The organism is Burkholderia multivorans ATCC BAA-247, assembly GCF_000959525.1.
GTDB classification, from domain to species: domain Bacteria; phylum Pseudomonadota; class Gammaproteobacteria; order Burkholderiales; family Burkholderiaceae; genus Burkholderia; species Burkholderia multivorans.
In genome coordinates this window covers 479,035-493,031 of sequence record NZ_CP009832.1, presented here as the reverse complement: position 1 = coordinate 493,031, position 13,997 = coordinate 479,035, and the positions used below count along the sequence as shown (strand labels likewise).

The 13,997-nt window shown below is 66.9% G+C and carries 17 protein-coding genes; all 17 read right to left on the bottom strand.

Features of this window, described 5'->3' with window-relative positions:
• Positions 1-89: 89 nt before the first annotated feature.
• The 17 genes from hisA to NP80_RS14680 all read right to left on the bottom strand — a co-directional run bounded on the left by hisA (position 90) and on the right by NP80_RS14680 (position 13,924).
• Positions 90-845 (bottom strand): 1-(5-phosphoribosyl)-5-[(5-phosphoribosylamino)methylideneamino]imidazole-4-carboxamide isomerase, encoded by a 756-nt coding sequence (gene hisA, locus NP80_RS14760; RefSeq protein ID WP_006400579.1) that lies wholly within the window; start codon positions 843-845, stop codon positions 90-92.
• A gap of 163 nt (positions 846-1,008) precedes the next feature.
• On the bottom strand, positions 1,009-1,650 hold the full coding sequence (gene hisH, locus NP80_RS14755; RefSeq protein ID WP_006400580.1) for an imidazole glycerol phosphate synthase subunit HisH: 642 nt from the start codon (positions 1,648-1,650) through the stop codon (positions 1,009-1,011).
• On the bottom strand, positions 1,647-2,267 hold the full coding sequence (locus NP80_RS14750) for a YchE family NAAT transporter (RefSeq protein ID WP_006400581.1): 621 nt from the start codon (positions 2,265-2,267) through the stop codon (positions 1,647-1,649). The genes hisH and NP80_RS14750 overlap by 4 nt, the downstream gene beginning before the upstream one ends.
• A 62-nt stretch (positions 2,268-2,329) precedes the next feature.
• A complete protein-coding gene (hisB, locus tag NP80_RS14745) occupies positions 2,330-2,917 on the bottom strand; it encodes an imidazoleglycerol-phosphate dehydratase HisB (protein WP_006400582.1) in 588 nt (195 codons plus the stop codon).
• 65 nt (positions 2,918-2,982) lie between these two features.
• Entirely contained in the window at positions 2,983-4,056 is a 1,074-nt protein-coding gene (gene hisC / locus NP80_RS14740) for a histidinol-phosphate transaminase (RefSeq protein WP_006411134.1), read from the bottom strand.
• 109 nt (positions 4,057-4,165) lie between these two features.
• Positions 4,166-5,482: a histidinol dehydrogenase gene (gene hisD, locus NP80_RS14735; RefSeq protein ID WP_006411133.1), complete on the bottom strand. Its 1,317-nt coding sequence runs from the start codon at positions 5,480-5,482 to the stop codon at positions 4,166-4,168.
• A 24-nt stretch (positions 5,483-5,506) separates the two neighbouring features.
• A complete protein-coding gene (hisG, locus tag NP80_RS14730) occupies positions 5,507-6,160 on the bottom strand; it encodes an ATP phosphoribosyltransferase (protein ID WP_006406982.1) in 654 nt (217 codons plus the stop codon).
• A complete protein-coding gene (murA, locus tag NP80_RS14725; protein WP_006400586.1) occupies positions 6,157-7,506 on the bottom strand; it encodes a UDP-N-acetylglucosamine 1-carboxyvinyltransferase in 1,350 nt (449 codons plus the stop codon). Before murA ends, hisG begins: the two co-directional genes overlap by 4 nt.
• Before the next feature lie 13 nt (positions 7,507-7,519).
• Positions 7,520-7,759, bottom strand: a complete 240-nt coding sequence (locus NP80_RS14720; protein WP_006406983.1) for a BolA family protein — start codon at positions 7,757-7,759, stop codon at positions 7,520-7,522.
• Between the two features lie 51 nt (positions 7,760-7,810).
• On the bottom strand, positions 7,811-8,632 hold the full coding sequence (locus NP80_RS14715) for an ABC transporter permease (RefSeq protein WP_006400588.1): 822 nt from the start codon (positions 8,630-8,632) through the stop codon (positions 7,811-7,813).
• Positions 8,629-9,555, bottom strand: coding sequence for an ABC transporter ATP-binding protein (locus NP80_RS14710; RefSeq protein ID WP_006406984.1), 927 nt, complete (start codon positions 9,553-9,555; stop codon positions 8,629-8,631). Before NP80_RS14710 ends, NP80_RS14715 begins: the two co-directional genes overlap by 4 nt.
• A 192-nt stretch (positions 9,556-9,747) precedes the next feature.
• The gene (locus NP80_RS14705) at positions 9,748-10,023 is read right to left on the bottom strand and encodes an STAS domain-containing protein (protein WP_006400590.1); all 276 of its coding nucleotides are present in this window, start codon (positions 10,021-10,023) and stop codon (positions 9,748-9,750) included.
• Positions 10,020-10,649 (bottom strand): MlaC/ttg2D family ABC transporter substrate-binding protein, encoded by a 630-nt coding sequence (locus tag NP80_RS14700; RefSeq protein ID WP_012467727.1) that lies wholly within the window; start codon positions 10,647-10,649, stop codon positions 10,020-10,022. Before NP80_RS14700 ends, NP80_RS14705 begins: the two co-directional genes overlap by 4 nt.
• Before the next feature lie 111 nt (positions 10,650-10,760).
• The gene (locus NP80_RS14695; protein ID WP_006406985.1) at positions 10,761-11,714 is read right to left on the bottom strand and encodes an MlaA family lipoprotein; all 954 of its coding nucleotides are present in this window, start codon (positions 11,712-11,714) and stop codon (positions 10,761-10,763) included.
• 30 nt (positions 11,715-11,744) lie between these two features.
• Entirely contained in the window at positions 11,745-12,314 is a 570-nt protein-coding gene (mlaD, locus tag NP80_RS14690) for an outer membrane lipid asymmetry maintenance protein MlaD (protein WP_006400593.1), read from the bottom strand.
• 24 nt (positions 12,315-12,338) lie between these two features.
• Positions 12,339-13,106: a lipid asymmetry maintenance ABC transporter permease subunit MlaE gene (mlaE, locus tag NP80_RS14685; protein ID WP_006400594.1), complete on the bottom strand. Its 768-nt coding sequence runs from the start codon at positions 13,104-13,106 to the stop codon at positions 12,339-12,341.
• Complete coding sequence (locus tag NP80_RS14680; RefSeq protein ID WP_006400595.1) at positions 13,103-13,924, bottom strand: ABC transporter ATP-binding protein; 822 nt, start codon at positions 13,922-13,924, stop codon at positions 13,103-13,105. The genes mlaE and NP80_RS14680 overlap by 4 nt, the downstream gene beginning before the upstream one ends.
• Positions 13,925-13,997: the final 73 nt, after the last annotated feature.

The following is a 13,997-nucleotide window of genomic DNA, read 5'->3' as shown; positions in this document are numbered from 1 at the left end:
GGCCGGTCGGGCGGCCGGTTGCGGACGTCTCGCACGAGACGCCCGGTCGGGCCGCCCGCAGGCGGCCCCGGCGAAAGCGAAGAACGCGCTCAGGCGTCGTCGAGCTCGCCGTTCAGTTCATCGGCACGCCGTTGCGCGGCCGCGAAATCGAGATCGCCGGAGTAGATCGCGCGACCGCAGATCACACCTTCGACACCTTCTTCTTCCACTTCGCAGAGCTTGTCGATGTCTTCGAGGTTCGACAGGCCGCCGCTCGCGATCACCGGGATGCCGACCGCCTGCGCGAGCTTCACGGTCGCGTCGATGTTGATGCCCTGCAGCATTCCGTCGCGGCCGATGTCGGTGTAGACGATCGATTCGACACCGTAATCCTCGAACTTCTGCGCGAGGTCGATCACTTCGTGGCCGGTCAGCTTGCTCCAGCCGTCGGTCGCGACCTTGCCGTCCTTCGCGTCGAGGCCGACGATGATGTTGCCCTGGAACGCCGTGCATGCGTCGCGCAGAAAGCCCGGGTCCTTCACGGCCGCCGTGCCGATGATCACGTACGACAGGCCCGCGTCGAGATACTTCTCGATCGTCTCGAGGCTGCGAATGCCGCCGCCGAGCTGCACCGGGATTTCATCGCCGACTTCGTCGAGGATCGCTTCGATCGCATCGAGATTCTTCGGCTTGCCGGCGAATGCGCCGTTCAGGTCGACGAGATGCAGCCGCCGGGCGCCGAGATCGACCCACTTGCGGGCCATCGCCGCCGGGTCCTCGGAGAAAATCGTGGCCTGGTCCATATCGCCCTGTTTGAGGCGCACACACTGACCGTCTTTGAGATCGATGGCCGGAATCAGCAGCATAGCAATCGGGTGTCGTCGTGGAAAAAGAAAAGAATCCGGCGCGTACCGGCCAAACCGGTGCCGCGCCGTCTCGCTAGTTTAGTACAACTCTTTCGGCGCCTACGCGCGCGAGCCCCGTACGACGGGCGTTTCCGGCCCGTCGACTGTGGTTCGCGCACCACGTTTACGGTTTCCAGTGTACGAAGTTGCGATACAGACGCAACCCGACCTCCGCACTTTTTTCCGGGTGGAATTGGGTCGCGAAGATGTTGTCGCGCGCGACCGCGGACGTAAACGGCGCGCCGTACGCCGTTTCGCCGACCGTATGCGCCGGATCGTCCGGCATCACGTAATAGCTGTGCACGAAATAGAAATACGCATCGTCGGGCACGCCGTCCCACAGCGCGTGCGCGCGCGACTGGCGCACGCGGTTCCAGCCCATCTGCGGCACCTTGAAGCGCGAGCCGTCGTCCTGCAGCCGCCCGTCGAGTTCGAAGCGCACGACCTTGCCGGGCAGCAGCCCGAGCCCCTTCGTGTCGCCTTCCGCGCTCCAGTCGAACAGCATCTGCTCGCCGACGCACACGCCGAGCAGCGGCTTCGTGCGCGACGCTTCGACGACGGCCTCCTGCAGGCCCGACTCGCCGAGGCAGCGCATGCAGTCCGGCATCGCGCCCTGGCCCGGCAGCACGACGCGGTCGGCTGCGCGAATCGCGGCCGGCGTATCGACGATCGCCACGTCGGCGGCCGGCTCGGCCTTCTTGAGCGCCTGCGCGACCGAGCGCAGGTTGCCCATCCCATAATCCACAATCGCAATCGAAGTTTTCATCTCAGTGCAGGCAGTAGCGCCCTCAGTCCATTGACGATGAATTCCACCGCCAGCGCCGACAGCATCAGACCCATCAGCCGCGTGGCGATGTTGATGCCGGTACGGCCGATCCAGTTCGCGATCGGCTCCGCGAGCCGCATCGCAACGAAACACAGCAGTGCCAGAATCGCGCCGATCGCGACGAGCCCGGCCCGCTCATACCAGTGATGCGCATTCGCCGCATACACGATCGCGGTGCTGATCGAGCCGGGGCCCGTGAGCAGCGGGATCGCGAGCGGCACCACCGCGATGTTGTCCTTCAGTTCGGCCTCGTCGCGTTCCTCGGGCGTCGAGCGCGTGTTGCCGATCTGCGCGTTCAGCATGCTGATCGCCATCAGCAACATGATGATCCCGCCGCCGACTTCAAGCGAGCCGACCGAAATCCCGAAGAAGCGGATGATCTGCTGCCCGAGCAGCACCGTCACCGTCATCACGCAGAACACCGATACCGACGCGATCCGGATCGTGCGGCGCCGTTCCGCTTCGTTCTGCTGCGCAGTCAGGCTCAGGAAGAACGGCACCGCGCCGACCGGATTGATCAGCGCGAGCAGCGAAATGAACGATTTGAGCAGATCCATCGCAAGCCGGCGCGTTGCGCCGAAGCCGTGAGCTTGTCCTTGCCGTCCGTCCGGTCGTCAGTTCAGAGGCTGCCCTTGGTCGACGGAATCTGCCCGGCCGCGCGCTCGTCCAGTTCGACCGCCGCGCGCAGCGCGCGGCCGAACGCCTTGAACACCGTCTCGAGCTGATGGTGCGCGTTGATGCCGCGCAGGTTGTCGATATGCAGCGTGACGCCTGCATGGTTCACGAAACCGCGGAAGAATTCGATCGACAGATCGACGTCGAACGTGCCGATCCGCGCACGCGTGAACGGCACGTGGAATTCGAGGCCGGGACGGCCCGAGAAGTCGATCACGACGCGCGACAGCGCTTCGTCGAGCGGCACGTACGCGTGGCCGTAGCGGCGGATGCCCTTCTTGTCGCCGATCGCCTTCGCGACGGCTTGGCCGAGCGTGATGCCGACGTCCTCGACCGTGTGGTGATCGTCGATATGCGTGTCGCCATGCGCTTCGACCTCGAGGTCGACCAGACCGTGTCGCGCGATCTGGTCGAGCATATGGTCGAGAAACGGCACGCCGGTGGCCAGCTTCTGCCGGCCGGTGCCGTCGAGATCGAGCTTCACACGGATCTGCGTTTCGCTGGTATTGCGAACGACTTCCGCCACACGCATGGCAATTCCTTGAATGAGTCTGATGTAAATGGGGATTGATCGTCGCGCGCCGCCGCGCCGTGGCGTCAATCGGGCAGCGCGAGTTTCAGGGCAGCCAGCAGGCGCGCGTTTTCGTCGGGAGAACCGACGGTCAGCCGCACGCATTCGGCCAGCAACGGATGCATTTTACTCACGTTTTTGACGAGCACCCGCTCGGTGAGCAGCGCGTCGAACACGGCAGCCGCGTCGGGCACGCGCACCAGCAGGAAATTGCCGGCGCTCGGGAACACCGTCGCGCCCGGCAGCGCGGCCACCGCCTGCGCGAGCCGCGCGCGCTCGGCACGCAATTCGGCCGCCTGCGCGTCGAGCACGTCGAGATGGTCGAGCAGGAAGTCGGCGGTTGCCTGCGTCAGCACGTTGATGTTGTACGGCGGGCGCACCTTGTCGAATTCGTTGAGCCACGCAGGCCGGCCGACCAGGTAGCCGAGCCGGATCCCCGCGAGGCCGAGCTTCGACACCGTGCGCATCACGACGACGTTGTCGAACTCGCCCGCGCGCGGCAGCCAGCTGTGCTGCGCGAACGGCTGGTACGCCTCGTCGATCACGATCAGGCTGTGCGTCGCCGCGCGCAGGATGCGCTCGATGTGGGCATCGTCGTACAGCGTGCCGGTCGGGTTGTTCGGATACGCGAGATACACGATGGCCGGCCGATGCTCGGCGATCGCCGCGAGCATCGCATCGACGTCGAGCGTCAGGTCGGCCTTCAGCGGCACGCCGACGAAGTCAAGCTGCGCGAATCGCGCGGACAGTTCGTACATCACGAAGCCGGGCACGGGCGCGAGCACCTTCGCGCCCGGTTTCGCGCACGCGACCGAGATCATGCTGATGATTTCGTCGGAACCGTTGCCGAGCAGCACGTCGCACGTGCCGGGCACGCCCATCGCATGGCGCAGCTTGTCGAGCAGCGCGGCCGGGCGAGGCGCCGGATAGCGGTTCAGCGCGACCCGCCCGAGCCGTTCGCCGAGCGCCGTGGCGAGCGGCTCGGGCAGCGGGTACGGGTTCTCCATCGCGTCGAGTTTCACGAACCCGCTCGCGTCCGGCACCGGATAGCTCGTCATGGCGAGCACGTCGCGGCGGATGATGTCTTGTGGCGTCGTCATGGTAGGCAAGCCGGCGTGCATCGCGCCGGCGTCAAATGGTCGGCAAGGCGGCGGCTGCCGCCCTGCGCTCGTCTCCTGCGCGGCGCCGGAACGCGGTTCCGGCGGCCGGTCACCCCTTCATCCGGAACTCGGCGCTCTTCGCGTGCGCCTGCAGGCCCTCGCCGTACGCGAGTTCGGCCGCGATTTCGCCGAGCGTATGCGCGCCTTCCGCGCTGACCTCGATCAGGCTCGAGCGCTTGATGAAGTCGTACACGCCGAGCGGCGACGAGAAGCGCGCCGTGCGCGACGTCGGCAGCACGTGGTTCGGCCCCGCGCAGTAGTCGCCGAGGCTCTCGCTCGTGTAGCGGCCGAGGAAGATCGCGCCCGCATGGCGGATCTGCTGGCTCCATTGCTGCGGCTCGAGCGCGGAAATCTCGAGGTGCTCGGGCGCGATGTCGTTGGCGATCCGGCATGCTTCCGTCATGTCGCGCACCTTGATCAGCGCGCCGCGCCCTTCGAGCGACGCGCGGATCACGTCCTGGCGCGGCATCGACGGCAGCAGCTCGGCGATCGCCTTCTCGACGCGCTCGATGAACGACGCGTCCGGGCAGAGCAGGATCGACTGCGCGAGTTCGTCGTGCTCGGCCTGCGAGAACAGGTCCATCGCGACCCAGCTCGGATCGGTCGTGCCGTCGCACAGCACGAGGATCTCCGACGGGCCGGCGATCATGTCGATGCCGACCGTGCCGAACACGCGGCGCTTCGCCGACGCGACGTACGCATTGCCGGGCCCGCAGATCTTGTCGACGGCCGGCACGGTCTCGGTGCCGTACGCGAGCGCGCCGACGGCCTGCGCGCCGCCGATCGTGAACACACGGTCGACGCCGCCGAGCAGCGCGGCGGCGAGCACGAGGTCGTTCTTCACGCCGTCCGGGGTCGGGACCACCATCACGATCTCGCCGACGCCCGCGACGCGCGCGGGAATCGCGTTCATCAGCACCGACGACGGATACGCGGCCTTGCCGCCCGGCACGTAGAGGCCGACGCGATCGAGCGGCGTGATCTTCTGGCCGAGCACCGTGCCGTCGCTTTCCGTGTACTGCCAGCTATGCGTGCCGCATTCGATCTTCTGCTTCTCGTGGTACCCGCGCACGCGCGCGGCGGCCGCTTCCAGCGCGGCGCGCGCCTTCGGCTCGAGGCCGTCCAGCGCGGCCTGCAGCGCGTCCTGCGGCAGTTCGAGCGCGGCGACGCTGTCCGCGTTCAGCCGGTCGAAGCGGTTCGTGTACTCGAGCACCGCGGCGTCGCCGCGCGACTTCACGTCGGCGAGGATCTGCGCGACCGAGCGCTCGATCGCCTCGTCTTCGCTCGCTTCGAACGCGAGCACCGCACGCAGCGCGGCGTCGAAGCCTTCGCTCGTCGAATCGAGTTTGCGGATGGTGATGGACATGGGAGTTCCGTTACGGTGATGCGCTCATACGCCATTCTGCGACGCGCGTTCGAACGCGTCGAGGAACGGCTTGAGCGCCGCGCGCTTCAACTTCAGCGCAGCCTGGTTCACGACGAGACGCGACGAGATCGCCATGATCTCCTCGACCTCGACCAGATTGTTCGCCTTCAGCGTGCCGCCCGAGCTGACCAGATCGACGATCGCGTCCGCGAGCCCGACGAGCGGCGCGAGCTCCATCGAGCCGTACAGCTTGATCAGGTCGACGTGCACGCCCTTCGCGGCGAAGTGTTCGCGCGCCGTTTCGACGTACTTCGTCGCGACGCGCAGCCGCGCGCCCTGGCGCACCGCGTTCGCGTAATCGAAGCCGGCCGGCACCGCGACCGACATCCGGCAGCGCGCAATGTTCAGATCGATCGGCTGATACAGCCCCGAGCCGCCGTGCTCGACGAGCACGTCCTTGCCGGCCACGCCGAAATCGGCCGCGCCGTATTCGACGTAGGTCGGCACGTCGCTCGCGCGCACGATGATCACGCGCAGGTTCGGATCGGTCGTCGGCAGGATCAGCTTGCGCGACGTTTCCGGATCCTCGGCAACCTGCACGCCGGCTGCGGCCAGCAGCGGCAGGGTTTCCTCGAAAATGCGGCCCTTCGACAGGGCGAGGGTCAGCGGCGCGCTCATGCTTGGCTCCCGGAGACGCGGCGCACATTCGCGCCGACGGCGGTCAGTTTGGCTTCCATGCGGTCGTAGCCGCGATCGAGGTGATAGATGCGGTCGACGCGCGTCTCGCCTTCGGCGCGCAGCCCGGCGATCACGAGGCTCGCGGAGGCGCGCAGATCGGTCGCCATCACGTTCGCGCCCGACAGCTTGTCGACGCCCGTCACGAGCGCCGTGTTGCCGTCGACCGTGATGTTCGCACCGAGGCGGTTCAGCTCCTGCACGTGCATGAAGCGGTTCTCGAAGATCGTTTCGACGACCTGCGCGGTGCCGGTCGCCACCGAATTGAGCGCCATGAACTGTGCCTGCATGTCGGTCGGAAACGCCGGGTATTCGGACGTGCGGATCGTCACCGCGTTCGGCCGGCGATCCATCTTCACGCGTAGCCAGCGATCGCCTTCCTCGACCGTCACGCCGGCTTCACGGAGCTTGTCGATCACCGCGTCGAGGATGTGCGGACGCACGCCGGTCAGCGTCACGTCGCCGCCCGCCGCCGCGACCGCGCACAGGAACGTGCCGGCCTCGATGCGGTCCGGAATCACCGCGTGGTGCGCGCCGTGCAGGCGCTCGACGCCCTGGATCACGAGGCGGTCGGTGCCGATGCCGTCGATTTTCGCGCCCATCGCGACCAGCAAGTGTGCGAGATCGCTCACTTCCGGTTCGCGCGCCGCGTTTTCGATCACGGTCTCGCCGTCGGCGAGCGTGGCGGCCATCAGCAGGTTTTCGGTGCCCGTCACCGTAATCATGTCGGTCACGATGCGCGCGCCCTTCAGGCGCTTCGCGCGCGCCTCGATGAAGCCGTGCTCGATGCTGATCTCGGCGCCCATCGCCTGCAGCCCCTTGATGTGCTGGTCGACGGGCCGCGCACCGATCGCGCAGCCGCCGGGCAGCGATACCTTCGCCTCGCCGAAGCGCGCGAGCAGCGGGCCGAGCACGAGGATCGACGCGCGCATCGTCTTCACGAGCTCGTACGGCGCGACGAGATTGTCGACGCGCGACGCGTCGAGCTGCACGCGGCAGCCGTCGGTCTCGCTCTTCACGCCCATCTGGCCGAGCACCTTCAGCGTGGTGCGCACGTCCTGCAGATTCGGCACGTTGTCGAGGTGCACGGGCTCGGCGCTCAGCAGCCCCGCGCACAGAATCGGCAGCGCCGCGTTCTTCGCGCCCGACACGACGATCTCGCCCGCGAGCCGGCGGCCGCCTTCGATCACGAGCTTGTCCATCCCCTGCCCCTGCGTTTCCCCGTTGGCGGCCGGGTGTGCCGTCGCGACGCTCTGCACGGCGTCGCGCTCGTTGACGGTGACTTGCACTCAGTTTTTCCGGTTATGCGTTCTGCCATTCGGCGGGCGTCAGCGTCTTCATGCTGAGCGCGTGGATTTCCTGCTTCATGCGGTCGCCGAGCGCCGCATACACGAGCTGATGGCGCTGGATCGGCCGCTTGCCTTCGAAGGCCGGCGACACGATCGTCGCGAAGAAATGCTGGCCGTCACCTTCGACTTCCAGATGCGTGCAGGCGAGCCCGCCTGCGATGTATTGCTTGACCTGTTCGGGAGTCGGCAACATGAAAGGCTCCTGTCGGCGCGCGCCGCCTGCTGCGGCCGCTGCCATTCGATATCAATGACGCAGCTTGTAGCCGGTCGCGAGCAGCCGCATCGCGAACATCGCGAGCAGCACGAAGAAACCGGCGACGATCGCGAGGCTCGTGAACGGGTGGATGTCGGACGCGCCGAAGAACCCGTAGCGGAAGCCGTCGATCATGTAGAAAAACGGATTCAGACGCGAGACCTCGCGCCACACGGGCGGCAGCGAGTGCGTCGAATAGAACACGCCGGACAGGAACGTCAGCGGCATGATCAGGAAGTTCTGGAACGCGGCGAGCTGGTCGAACTTCTCGGCCCAGATGCCGGCGATCAGCCCGAGCGTGCCGAGGATCGCGGAGCCGAGCAGCGCGAACGCGACGATGAACAGCGGCGCCGCGAAATGCATGGGGATGAACCAGATCGTCACGACGAACACGCCCGCGCCGACCGTCAGCCCGCGCACCACCGACGCGAGCACGTACGCGCCGAAGATGTCGCGGTACGACAGCGGCGGCAGCAGCACGAACACGAGGTTGCCGGTGATCTTCGACTGGATCAGCGACGACGAGCTGTTCGCGAACGCGTTCTGCAGCACGCTCATCATCACGAGGCCCGGCACGAGAAAGCTCACGTACTCGACGCCTGGATACACTTCGACGCGGCCCGACAGCGCGTGGCCGAAGATCGTCAGATACAGCAGCGCGGTGACGACGGGCGCCAGGACCGTCTGGAACGATACCTTCCAGAAGCGCAGCAGCTCCTTGTAGAACAGCGTGCGAAAGCCGCTTCCGGCGACCTGCCGGGCCGCCGCATCGGCGGGCAGTGCGCGCAGCGGCTGCGTCGGTTGTTGTTTCATGCCAGTCCCTCGATCACCTCGCCGCCGTTCATCACCTGAACGAACACATCCTCGAGGTCGGCCTTGCGGACCTCGATCTCGTCGAACGTGCAGCCGGCCGCGCGGCACTGCGCGAGAATCCGTTCCACATCGTCGTAGCTCGACAGCCTCAGCAGATGCTCGCGCGGCGCGCGCGCGGCCGGATCGGTCTCGAGCCCGCGCAGCTCGGCCGGCAGCGCGCCGGTCGCAAAGCGCAGATACAGCTGCAATCCCGCGAAGCGCCGCAGCAGCGCGTCGGTGCGATCGAGCGCAACCACCTCGCCGCGCCGCAGCATCGCGATGCGATCGCAGAGCGACTGCGCTTCCTCGAGATAGTGCGTCGTCAGCACGATCGTGTGACCTTCGCGGTTCAGCCGCGAGATGAATTTCCAAAGCGTCTGGCGCAGCTCGACATCGACGCCGGCCGTCGGCTCGTCGAGCACGATCACCGGCGGCCGGTGCACGAGTGCCTGCGCGACCAGCACGCGGCGCTTCATGCCGCCCGACAGTGCACGCATGTTCGCGTCGGCCTTTTCGGTCAGGTCGAGGTTCGCCATCACTTCGTCGATCCAGTCGTCGTTGCGGCGCAGCCCGAAATAGCCGGACTGGATCCGCAGCGTCTCGCGCACGGTGAAGAACGGATCGAACACGAGCTCCTGCGGGACGACGCCGAGCGCAAGACGCGCGCCGCGGAAGTCCTTGACGACGTCGTGGCCGCGCACCGAGATGCTGCCTTCGTCGGCCCGGGCGAGCCCGGCGAGGATGCTGATGAGCGTGGTCTTGCCGGCGCCGTTGGGGCCGAGCAGACCGAAGAACTCGCCCTCCTCGACCGACAGGCTGACGCCCTTGAGCGCCTGAAGCGACTTGTAGCGCTTCTTGACGTGACGGATTTCTATGGCTGACATGACTGTGCGCGGCGCATCGGCCGCGACGCCTATTCTGTGCTTGCTGCGAAAGAAAATGGGGGACGGACGCCGATTGGCAGCCCCGCAAAACGCTTGATTATAGGGCAAACCGGCTGGCGAAGCCGATGCGGCGGGCGCGCCGCGTCGAGCATGCGCGCGCCGGGCGGCGCGGCAGGCTCCGGTCGGACAGCGTCAATGTCGCGCGTTGCCGTCGATCAGGGCGTCGACGCCATAGGCGCGCGCAAGGCTGGCGAGCTTCGGCGGGAGATGGAGGATGTCGAGAGTGGCGCCGCGCGCTTTCGCGGCGCGCTGCCATGCGAGCAGCACCGCGAGCGCGGACGAATCGAACTGCGCGAGCGATGCGCAATCGACCGCGGTGGCGCCCGCGGCGACGTGTGCGAGACCGGCCGCGAGCGCGGTCTTCGCGCTCGCGACGGTCAGCGAGGGGCCGGCTTCGAAGCCGCTCACGATGCCTGCTTGCCGGCGGCAAGCTCCTGGTTGCGCTGCGTCAGGAACTTGATCAGGCCGTCGACGCCGCTTTGCTGGATCTTCTCGTTGAACTGCTGCTGATACGTCTGGATCAGCCACGCGCCCAGCACGTTCAGGTCATACACCTTCCAGCCGTTCGCCGTCTTGTACAGACGGTAGTCGATCTGCACCGGCTGGCCGTTGTTCATCGCGACCGTACGCACGACGACGTCGGTATCGGCCGGATCGGCACGGAACGGCGGGTACTGGATCTGCTGGTCCGGCTTCAGCTGCGCGAGCGCGCCCGAGTAGGTGCGGATCAGCAGCAGCTTGAACTGCTCCTGCACCTGCTGCTGCTGCTCGGGCGTCGCCGTGCGCCAGTTGCGGCCCATCGCGAGCTGCGTGGTACGGCGGAAATCGGTGTACGGCAGGATGTCCTTGTTGACGATCGAGATGATGCGATTCGTGTCGCCCGGCTTGATCGTCTGCTGCTTCACTTCATCGAGGACCTGCTGCGTCGCCGTCTTGATCAGCGCCTGCGGGTTCGACTGGTCGACTTGCGCGTGGGCTGCGCTGCCGAACGAGAACAGCGCCGCGAAAACGGGGATCAGGAACAGTTTTTTCATCATAGTGACCTGCATGAGTGAGTCGATGCGAAGGTTGGAGCCGGTAGCTTACGCGCAAGTTCGCGTGCGCTACCGACTGAATCGTTTCCGGCTGTAACGATTGTAAGCCGGTCAGTGCAGCCGGAAGCTCGGCAGGCGCAGACCGCCGGGTGCCGGCGGCGTCACCTGCATCGGCGGCACCGTCGTTGCGCTGGCCGGGTTCGGCGCGGCTGCGCCGGAGGCCGGCTCGGCAGCCGATGCGCCCGCGGGCGCGGCCGCGCCGCCGACCGCCGCGGCACCCGCGCTGCCTGCTGCGCCGGCTGCCGCCGGGGCCGCCGTGTCGTCCGGCAGCTCGTACTGCGGCAGCGCGTCGTTCGACGCCGGCGCGCCGGCCTCGCCGCGTGCGTTGTTGATCAGCATCTGGCGGCGCTGCAGATAGGCGTTGCGCACGAACGAATACTTGTCGAGCGCCGCGGCATCGAGCACGTCGCCCGCGCCGAGCAGGTTCGCGCGCGTGTTGACGAGGTTCACGCCGTACAGCCCCCAGCTCACGCTGTCCGGCTTCACGTAGGTGAGCGGATTGCCGACGTAGTCGACGCCCAGGCCGGCCGCATCGCGCAGCGTGCTCGGGCCGAGCAGCGGCAGCACGAGGTACGGGCCCGACGGCACGCCGTAGCGGCCCATCGTGATCCCGAAATCGGCCGTGTGCTTCGGCAGCTTCGCGATCGTCGCGACGTCGAACAGGCCGCCGACGCCGAATACCGTGTTGATCACGACGCGCATCAGGTCGCCGACGCCGTCCGCGATGCGCAGCTGCACGAGGTTGTTCGCCGCGATATAGACGTCCCCGATGTTCGAGAAGAAGTTCGTCACGCTGTCGCGCACCGGCTGCGGCACCACGTACTGATAGCCCTTCGCGACCGGCTTCAGCGCGTACGTGTCGACGGTGTCGTTGAACTTGTACATCGTGCGGTTGAAGCCTTCGAGCGGATCGCCCTTGGTCGGCGTCTGCACGGTCGCGCAGCCGCTCAACGCGGCGACGGCCACAGCCGCGAGCGCGGCGTGCCTGATCCGGATCGTCTGCATGTTGGTTACCCTCTTTGTTCTCTTGTGTGTTTATTGTGCGGCCGAACCCGCGACCGCCGACGCCGGCACCGGCACGGGAGCCGGTGCGGCCGGCGCGCCGGGCGCCCCCGCTGCGCCTGCAGCCGGCTTCGAGCCGCCCGCGTCGGCCGCCTTGCTGTACAGGAATTGCCCGATCAGGTTTTCGAGCACGATCGCCGACTGCGTCATCGCGATCGTGTCGCCCGACTTCAGCATCTCGGTGTCGCCGCCCGGATCGAGTCCGATATATTGCTCGCCGAGCAGGCCCGACGTCAGGATCTTCGCGGACGAATCCTTCGGAAACGGATACTGGCTGTCGAGATCGACCGTCACGACCGCCTGATAGGTATTCGGATCGAAGCCGATCGACTTCACGCGGCCGACCACGACACCGGCGCTCTTCACGGCCGCACGCGGCTTCAGCCCGCCGATGTTGTCGAACTTCATCCTCACCGAATACGTCGGCTGAAACGACAGCGAGCTCATGTTGCCGACCTTCAGCGCAAGGAACAGCAGCGCAACGAACCCCACCACCACGAACAGGCCGACCCAGAAGTCGAGAGCAGTCTTTTTCATCGTCATCCCAAAATTTGGCTTGGCTGAGGCTTAGCTGAACATCAGCGCGGTCAGCAGGAAATCGAGACCGAGTACGGCAAGCGATGCGAACACGACGGTCTTGGTCGTCGCGCGCGACACGCCCTCGGGCGTGGGCTTCGCCTCGTACCCTTGAAACAGTGCAATGAAGGTCACCGCGAAGCCGAACACGATGCTTTTCAGCACGCCGTTGCCGACGTCGGCCCACACTTCGACGCCGCCCTGCATCTGCGACCAGAACGCGCCCGGGTCGACGCCGATCAGCACGACGCCGACGAAATAGCCGCCGAGCACGCCGACCGCGTTGAAGATCGCCGCAAGCAGCGGCATCGTGATGATCCCGGCCCACATACGCGGCGCGATCACCGTCTTGATCGGATCGACGGCCATCATTTCGAGCGCGGTCAGCTGCTCGCCGGCCTTCATCAGCCCGATCTCGGCGGTCAACGACGTGCCCGCGCGCCCCGCGAACAGCAGCGCCGTGACGACCGGGCCGAGCTCGCGCACGAGCGACAGCGCGACGAGCAGCCCGAGTGCCTGCTCGGAGCCGTAGCGGTTCAGCGTGTAATAGCCCTGCAGCCCGAGCACGAAGCCGACGAACAGCCCCGACACGGCGATGATCACGAACGAGTAGTTGCCGAGGAAGTGGATCTGCTTCGTGACGAGCCGCGGCCGGCGCAGCAACGGGAAGAATTCGAGCACGAGACGCACGAACAGCCGCGTGCCGTAGCCCGCGCGTTCGAGGCCGCCGATGACGTAACGTCCGATCGCGCTGATCATGCGCGTCCTCCGCCGAGCCCGAAATCCGCCGCCAGCGGCGGGCTCGTGTAGTGAAATTTGAACGGGCCGTCCGGCGCGCCGTCGATGAACTGACGCACGCTCGGATCGGTCGAGGCGCGCAGCTCGTCGGGCGTGCCCTGCGCGAGCACGCCGCCGTTGGCCAGGAAGTAGACGTAGTCGGCGATCGCGAACGATTCCGGCACGTCGTGCGTGACGAGGATCGACGTCGCGCCGAGCGCCTGGTTCAGCGTGCGGATCAGATTCGCGGTGATGCCGAGCGAGATCGGGTCGAGGCCCGCGAACGGCTCGTCGTACATGATCAGTTGCGGATCGAGCGCGATCGCGCGCGCGAGCGCGATGCGGCGCGCCATGCCGCCCGACACCTCGGACGGCATCAGGTCGCGCGCGCCGCGCAGGCCCACCGCGTTCAGCTTCATCAGCACGAGGTCGCGGATCAGCTCTTCGGGCAGGTCGGTGTGCTCGCGCAGCGCGAACGCGACGTTGTCGAACACCGACATGTCGGTAAACAGCGCGCCGAACTGGAACAGCATCCCCATCTTGCGGCGCAGCGCGTACAGGCCGTCGCGCGTCTGCGCGCCGACGTCGGCGCCGTCGAACAGCACCTGGCCGCGACGCGCGCGCACGAGCCCGCCGATCAGGCGCAGCACGGTCGTCTTGCCGCAACCCGACCCGCCCATCACCGCGACCACCTGCCCGCGCCCGAAGCGCATGTTCAGGTTCGACAGCACGAGGCGGTCGCCGTAGCCAAAGTCGACGTCGCGAAGTTCCAGCAGTGTCTCGGTAGGAGAGGGGCTCACGGAGCGGACAGTCCTTTTACGCAGAACGCCGAATTATAGGGCCTGCCTCGGAATGATGTCGTGACGCCTTTCC

Excerpts from the sequence above, each read along its gene's own strand:
- NP80_RS14695 (WP_006406985.1), bottom strand. The coding sequence starts at position 11,714 with ATGCAGACGATCCGGATCAGGCACGCCGCGCTCGCGGCTGTGGCCGTC.
- hisG (WP_006406982.1), bottom strand. The coding sequence starts at position 6,160 with ATGAGCGCGCCGCTGACCCTCGCCCTGTCGAAGGGCCGCATTTTCGAG.
- hisB (WP_006400582.1), bottom strand. The coding sequence starts at position 2,917 with ATGCGTGTGGCGGAAGTCGTTCGCAATACCAGCGAAACGCAGATCCGT.
- hisH (WP_006400580.1), bottom strand. The coding sequence starts at position 1,650 with ATGAAAACTTCGATTGCGATTGTGGATTATGGGATGGGCAACCTGCGC.
- NP80_RS14700 (WP_012467727.1), bottom strand. The coding sequence starts at position 10,649 with ATGAAAAAACTGTTCCTGATCCCCGTTTTCGCGGCGCTGTTCTCGTTC.
- NP80_RS14750 (WP_006400581.1), bottom strand. The coding sequence starts at position 2,267 with ATGGATCTGCTCAAATCGTTCATTTCGCTGCTCGCGCTGATCAATCCG.
- hisC (WP_006411134.1), bottom strand. The coding sequence starts at position 4,056 with ATGACGACGCCACAAGACATCATCCGCCGCGACGTGCTCGCCATGACG.
- mlaD (WP_006400593.1), bottom strand. The coding sequence starts at position 12,314 with ATGACGATGAAAAAGACTGCTCTCGACTTCTGGGTCGGCCTGTTCGTG.
- NP80_RS14720 (WP_006406983.1), bottom strand. The coding sequence starts at position 7,759 with ATGTTGCCGACTCCCGAACAGGTCAAGCAATACATCGCAGGCGGGCTC.
- NP80_RS14715 (WP_006400588.1), bottom strand. The coding sequence starts at position 8,632 with ATGAAACAACAACCGACGCAGCCGCTGCGCGCACTGCCCGCCGATGCG.
- NP80_RS14710 (WP_006406984.1), bottom strand. The coding sequence starts at position 9,555 with ATGTCAGCCATAGAAATCCGTCACGTCAAGAAGCGCTACAAGTCGCTT.
- hisA (WP_006400579.1), bottom strand. The coding sequence starts at position 845 with ATGCTGCTGATTCCGGCCATCGATCTCAAAGACGGTCAGTGTGTGCGC.
- mlaE (WP_006400594.1), bottom strand. The coding sequence starts at position 13,106 with ATGATCAGCGCGATCGGACGTTACGTCATCGGCGGCCTCGAACGCGCG.
- hisD (WP_006411133.1), bottom strand. The coding sequence starts at position 5,482 with ATGTCCATCACCATCCGCAAACTCGATTCGACGAGCGAAGGCTTCGAC.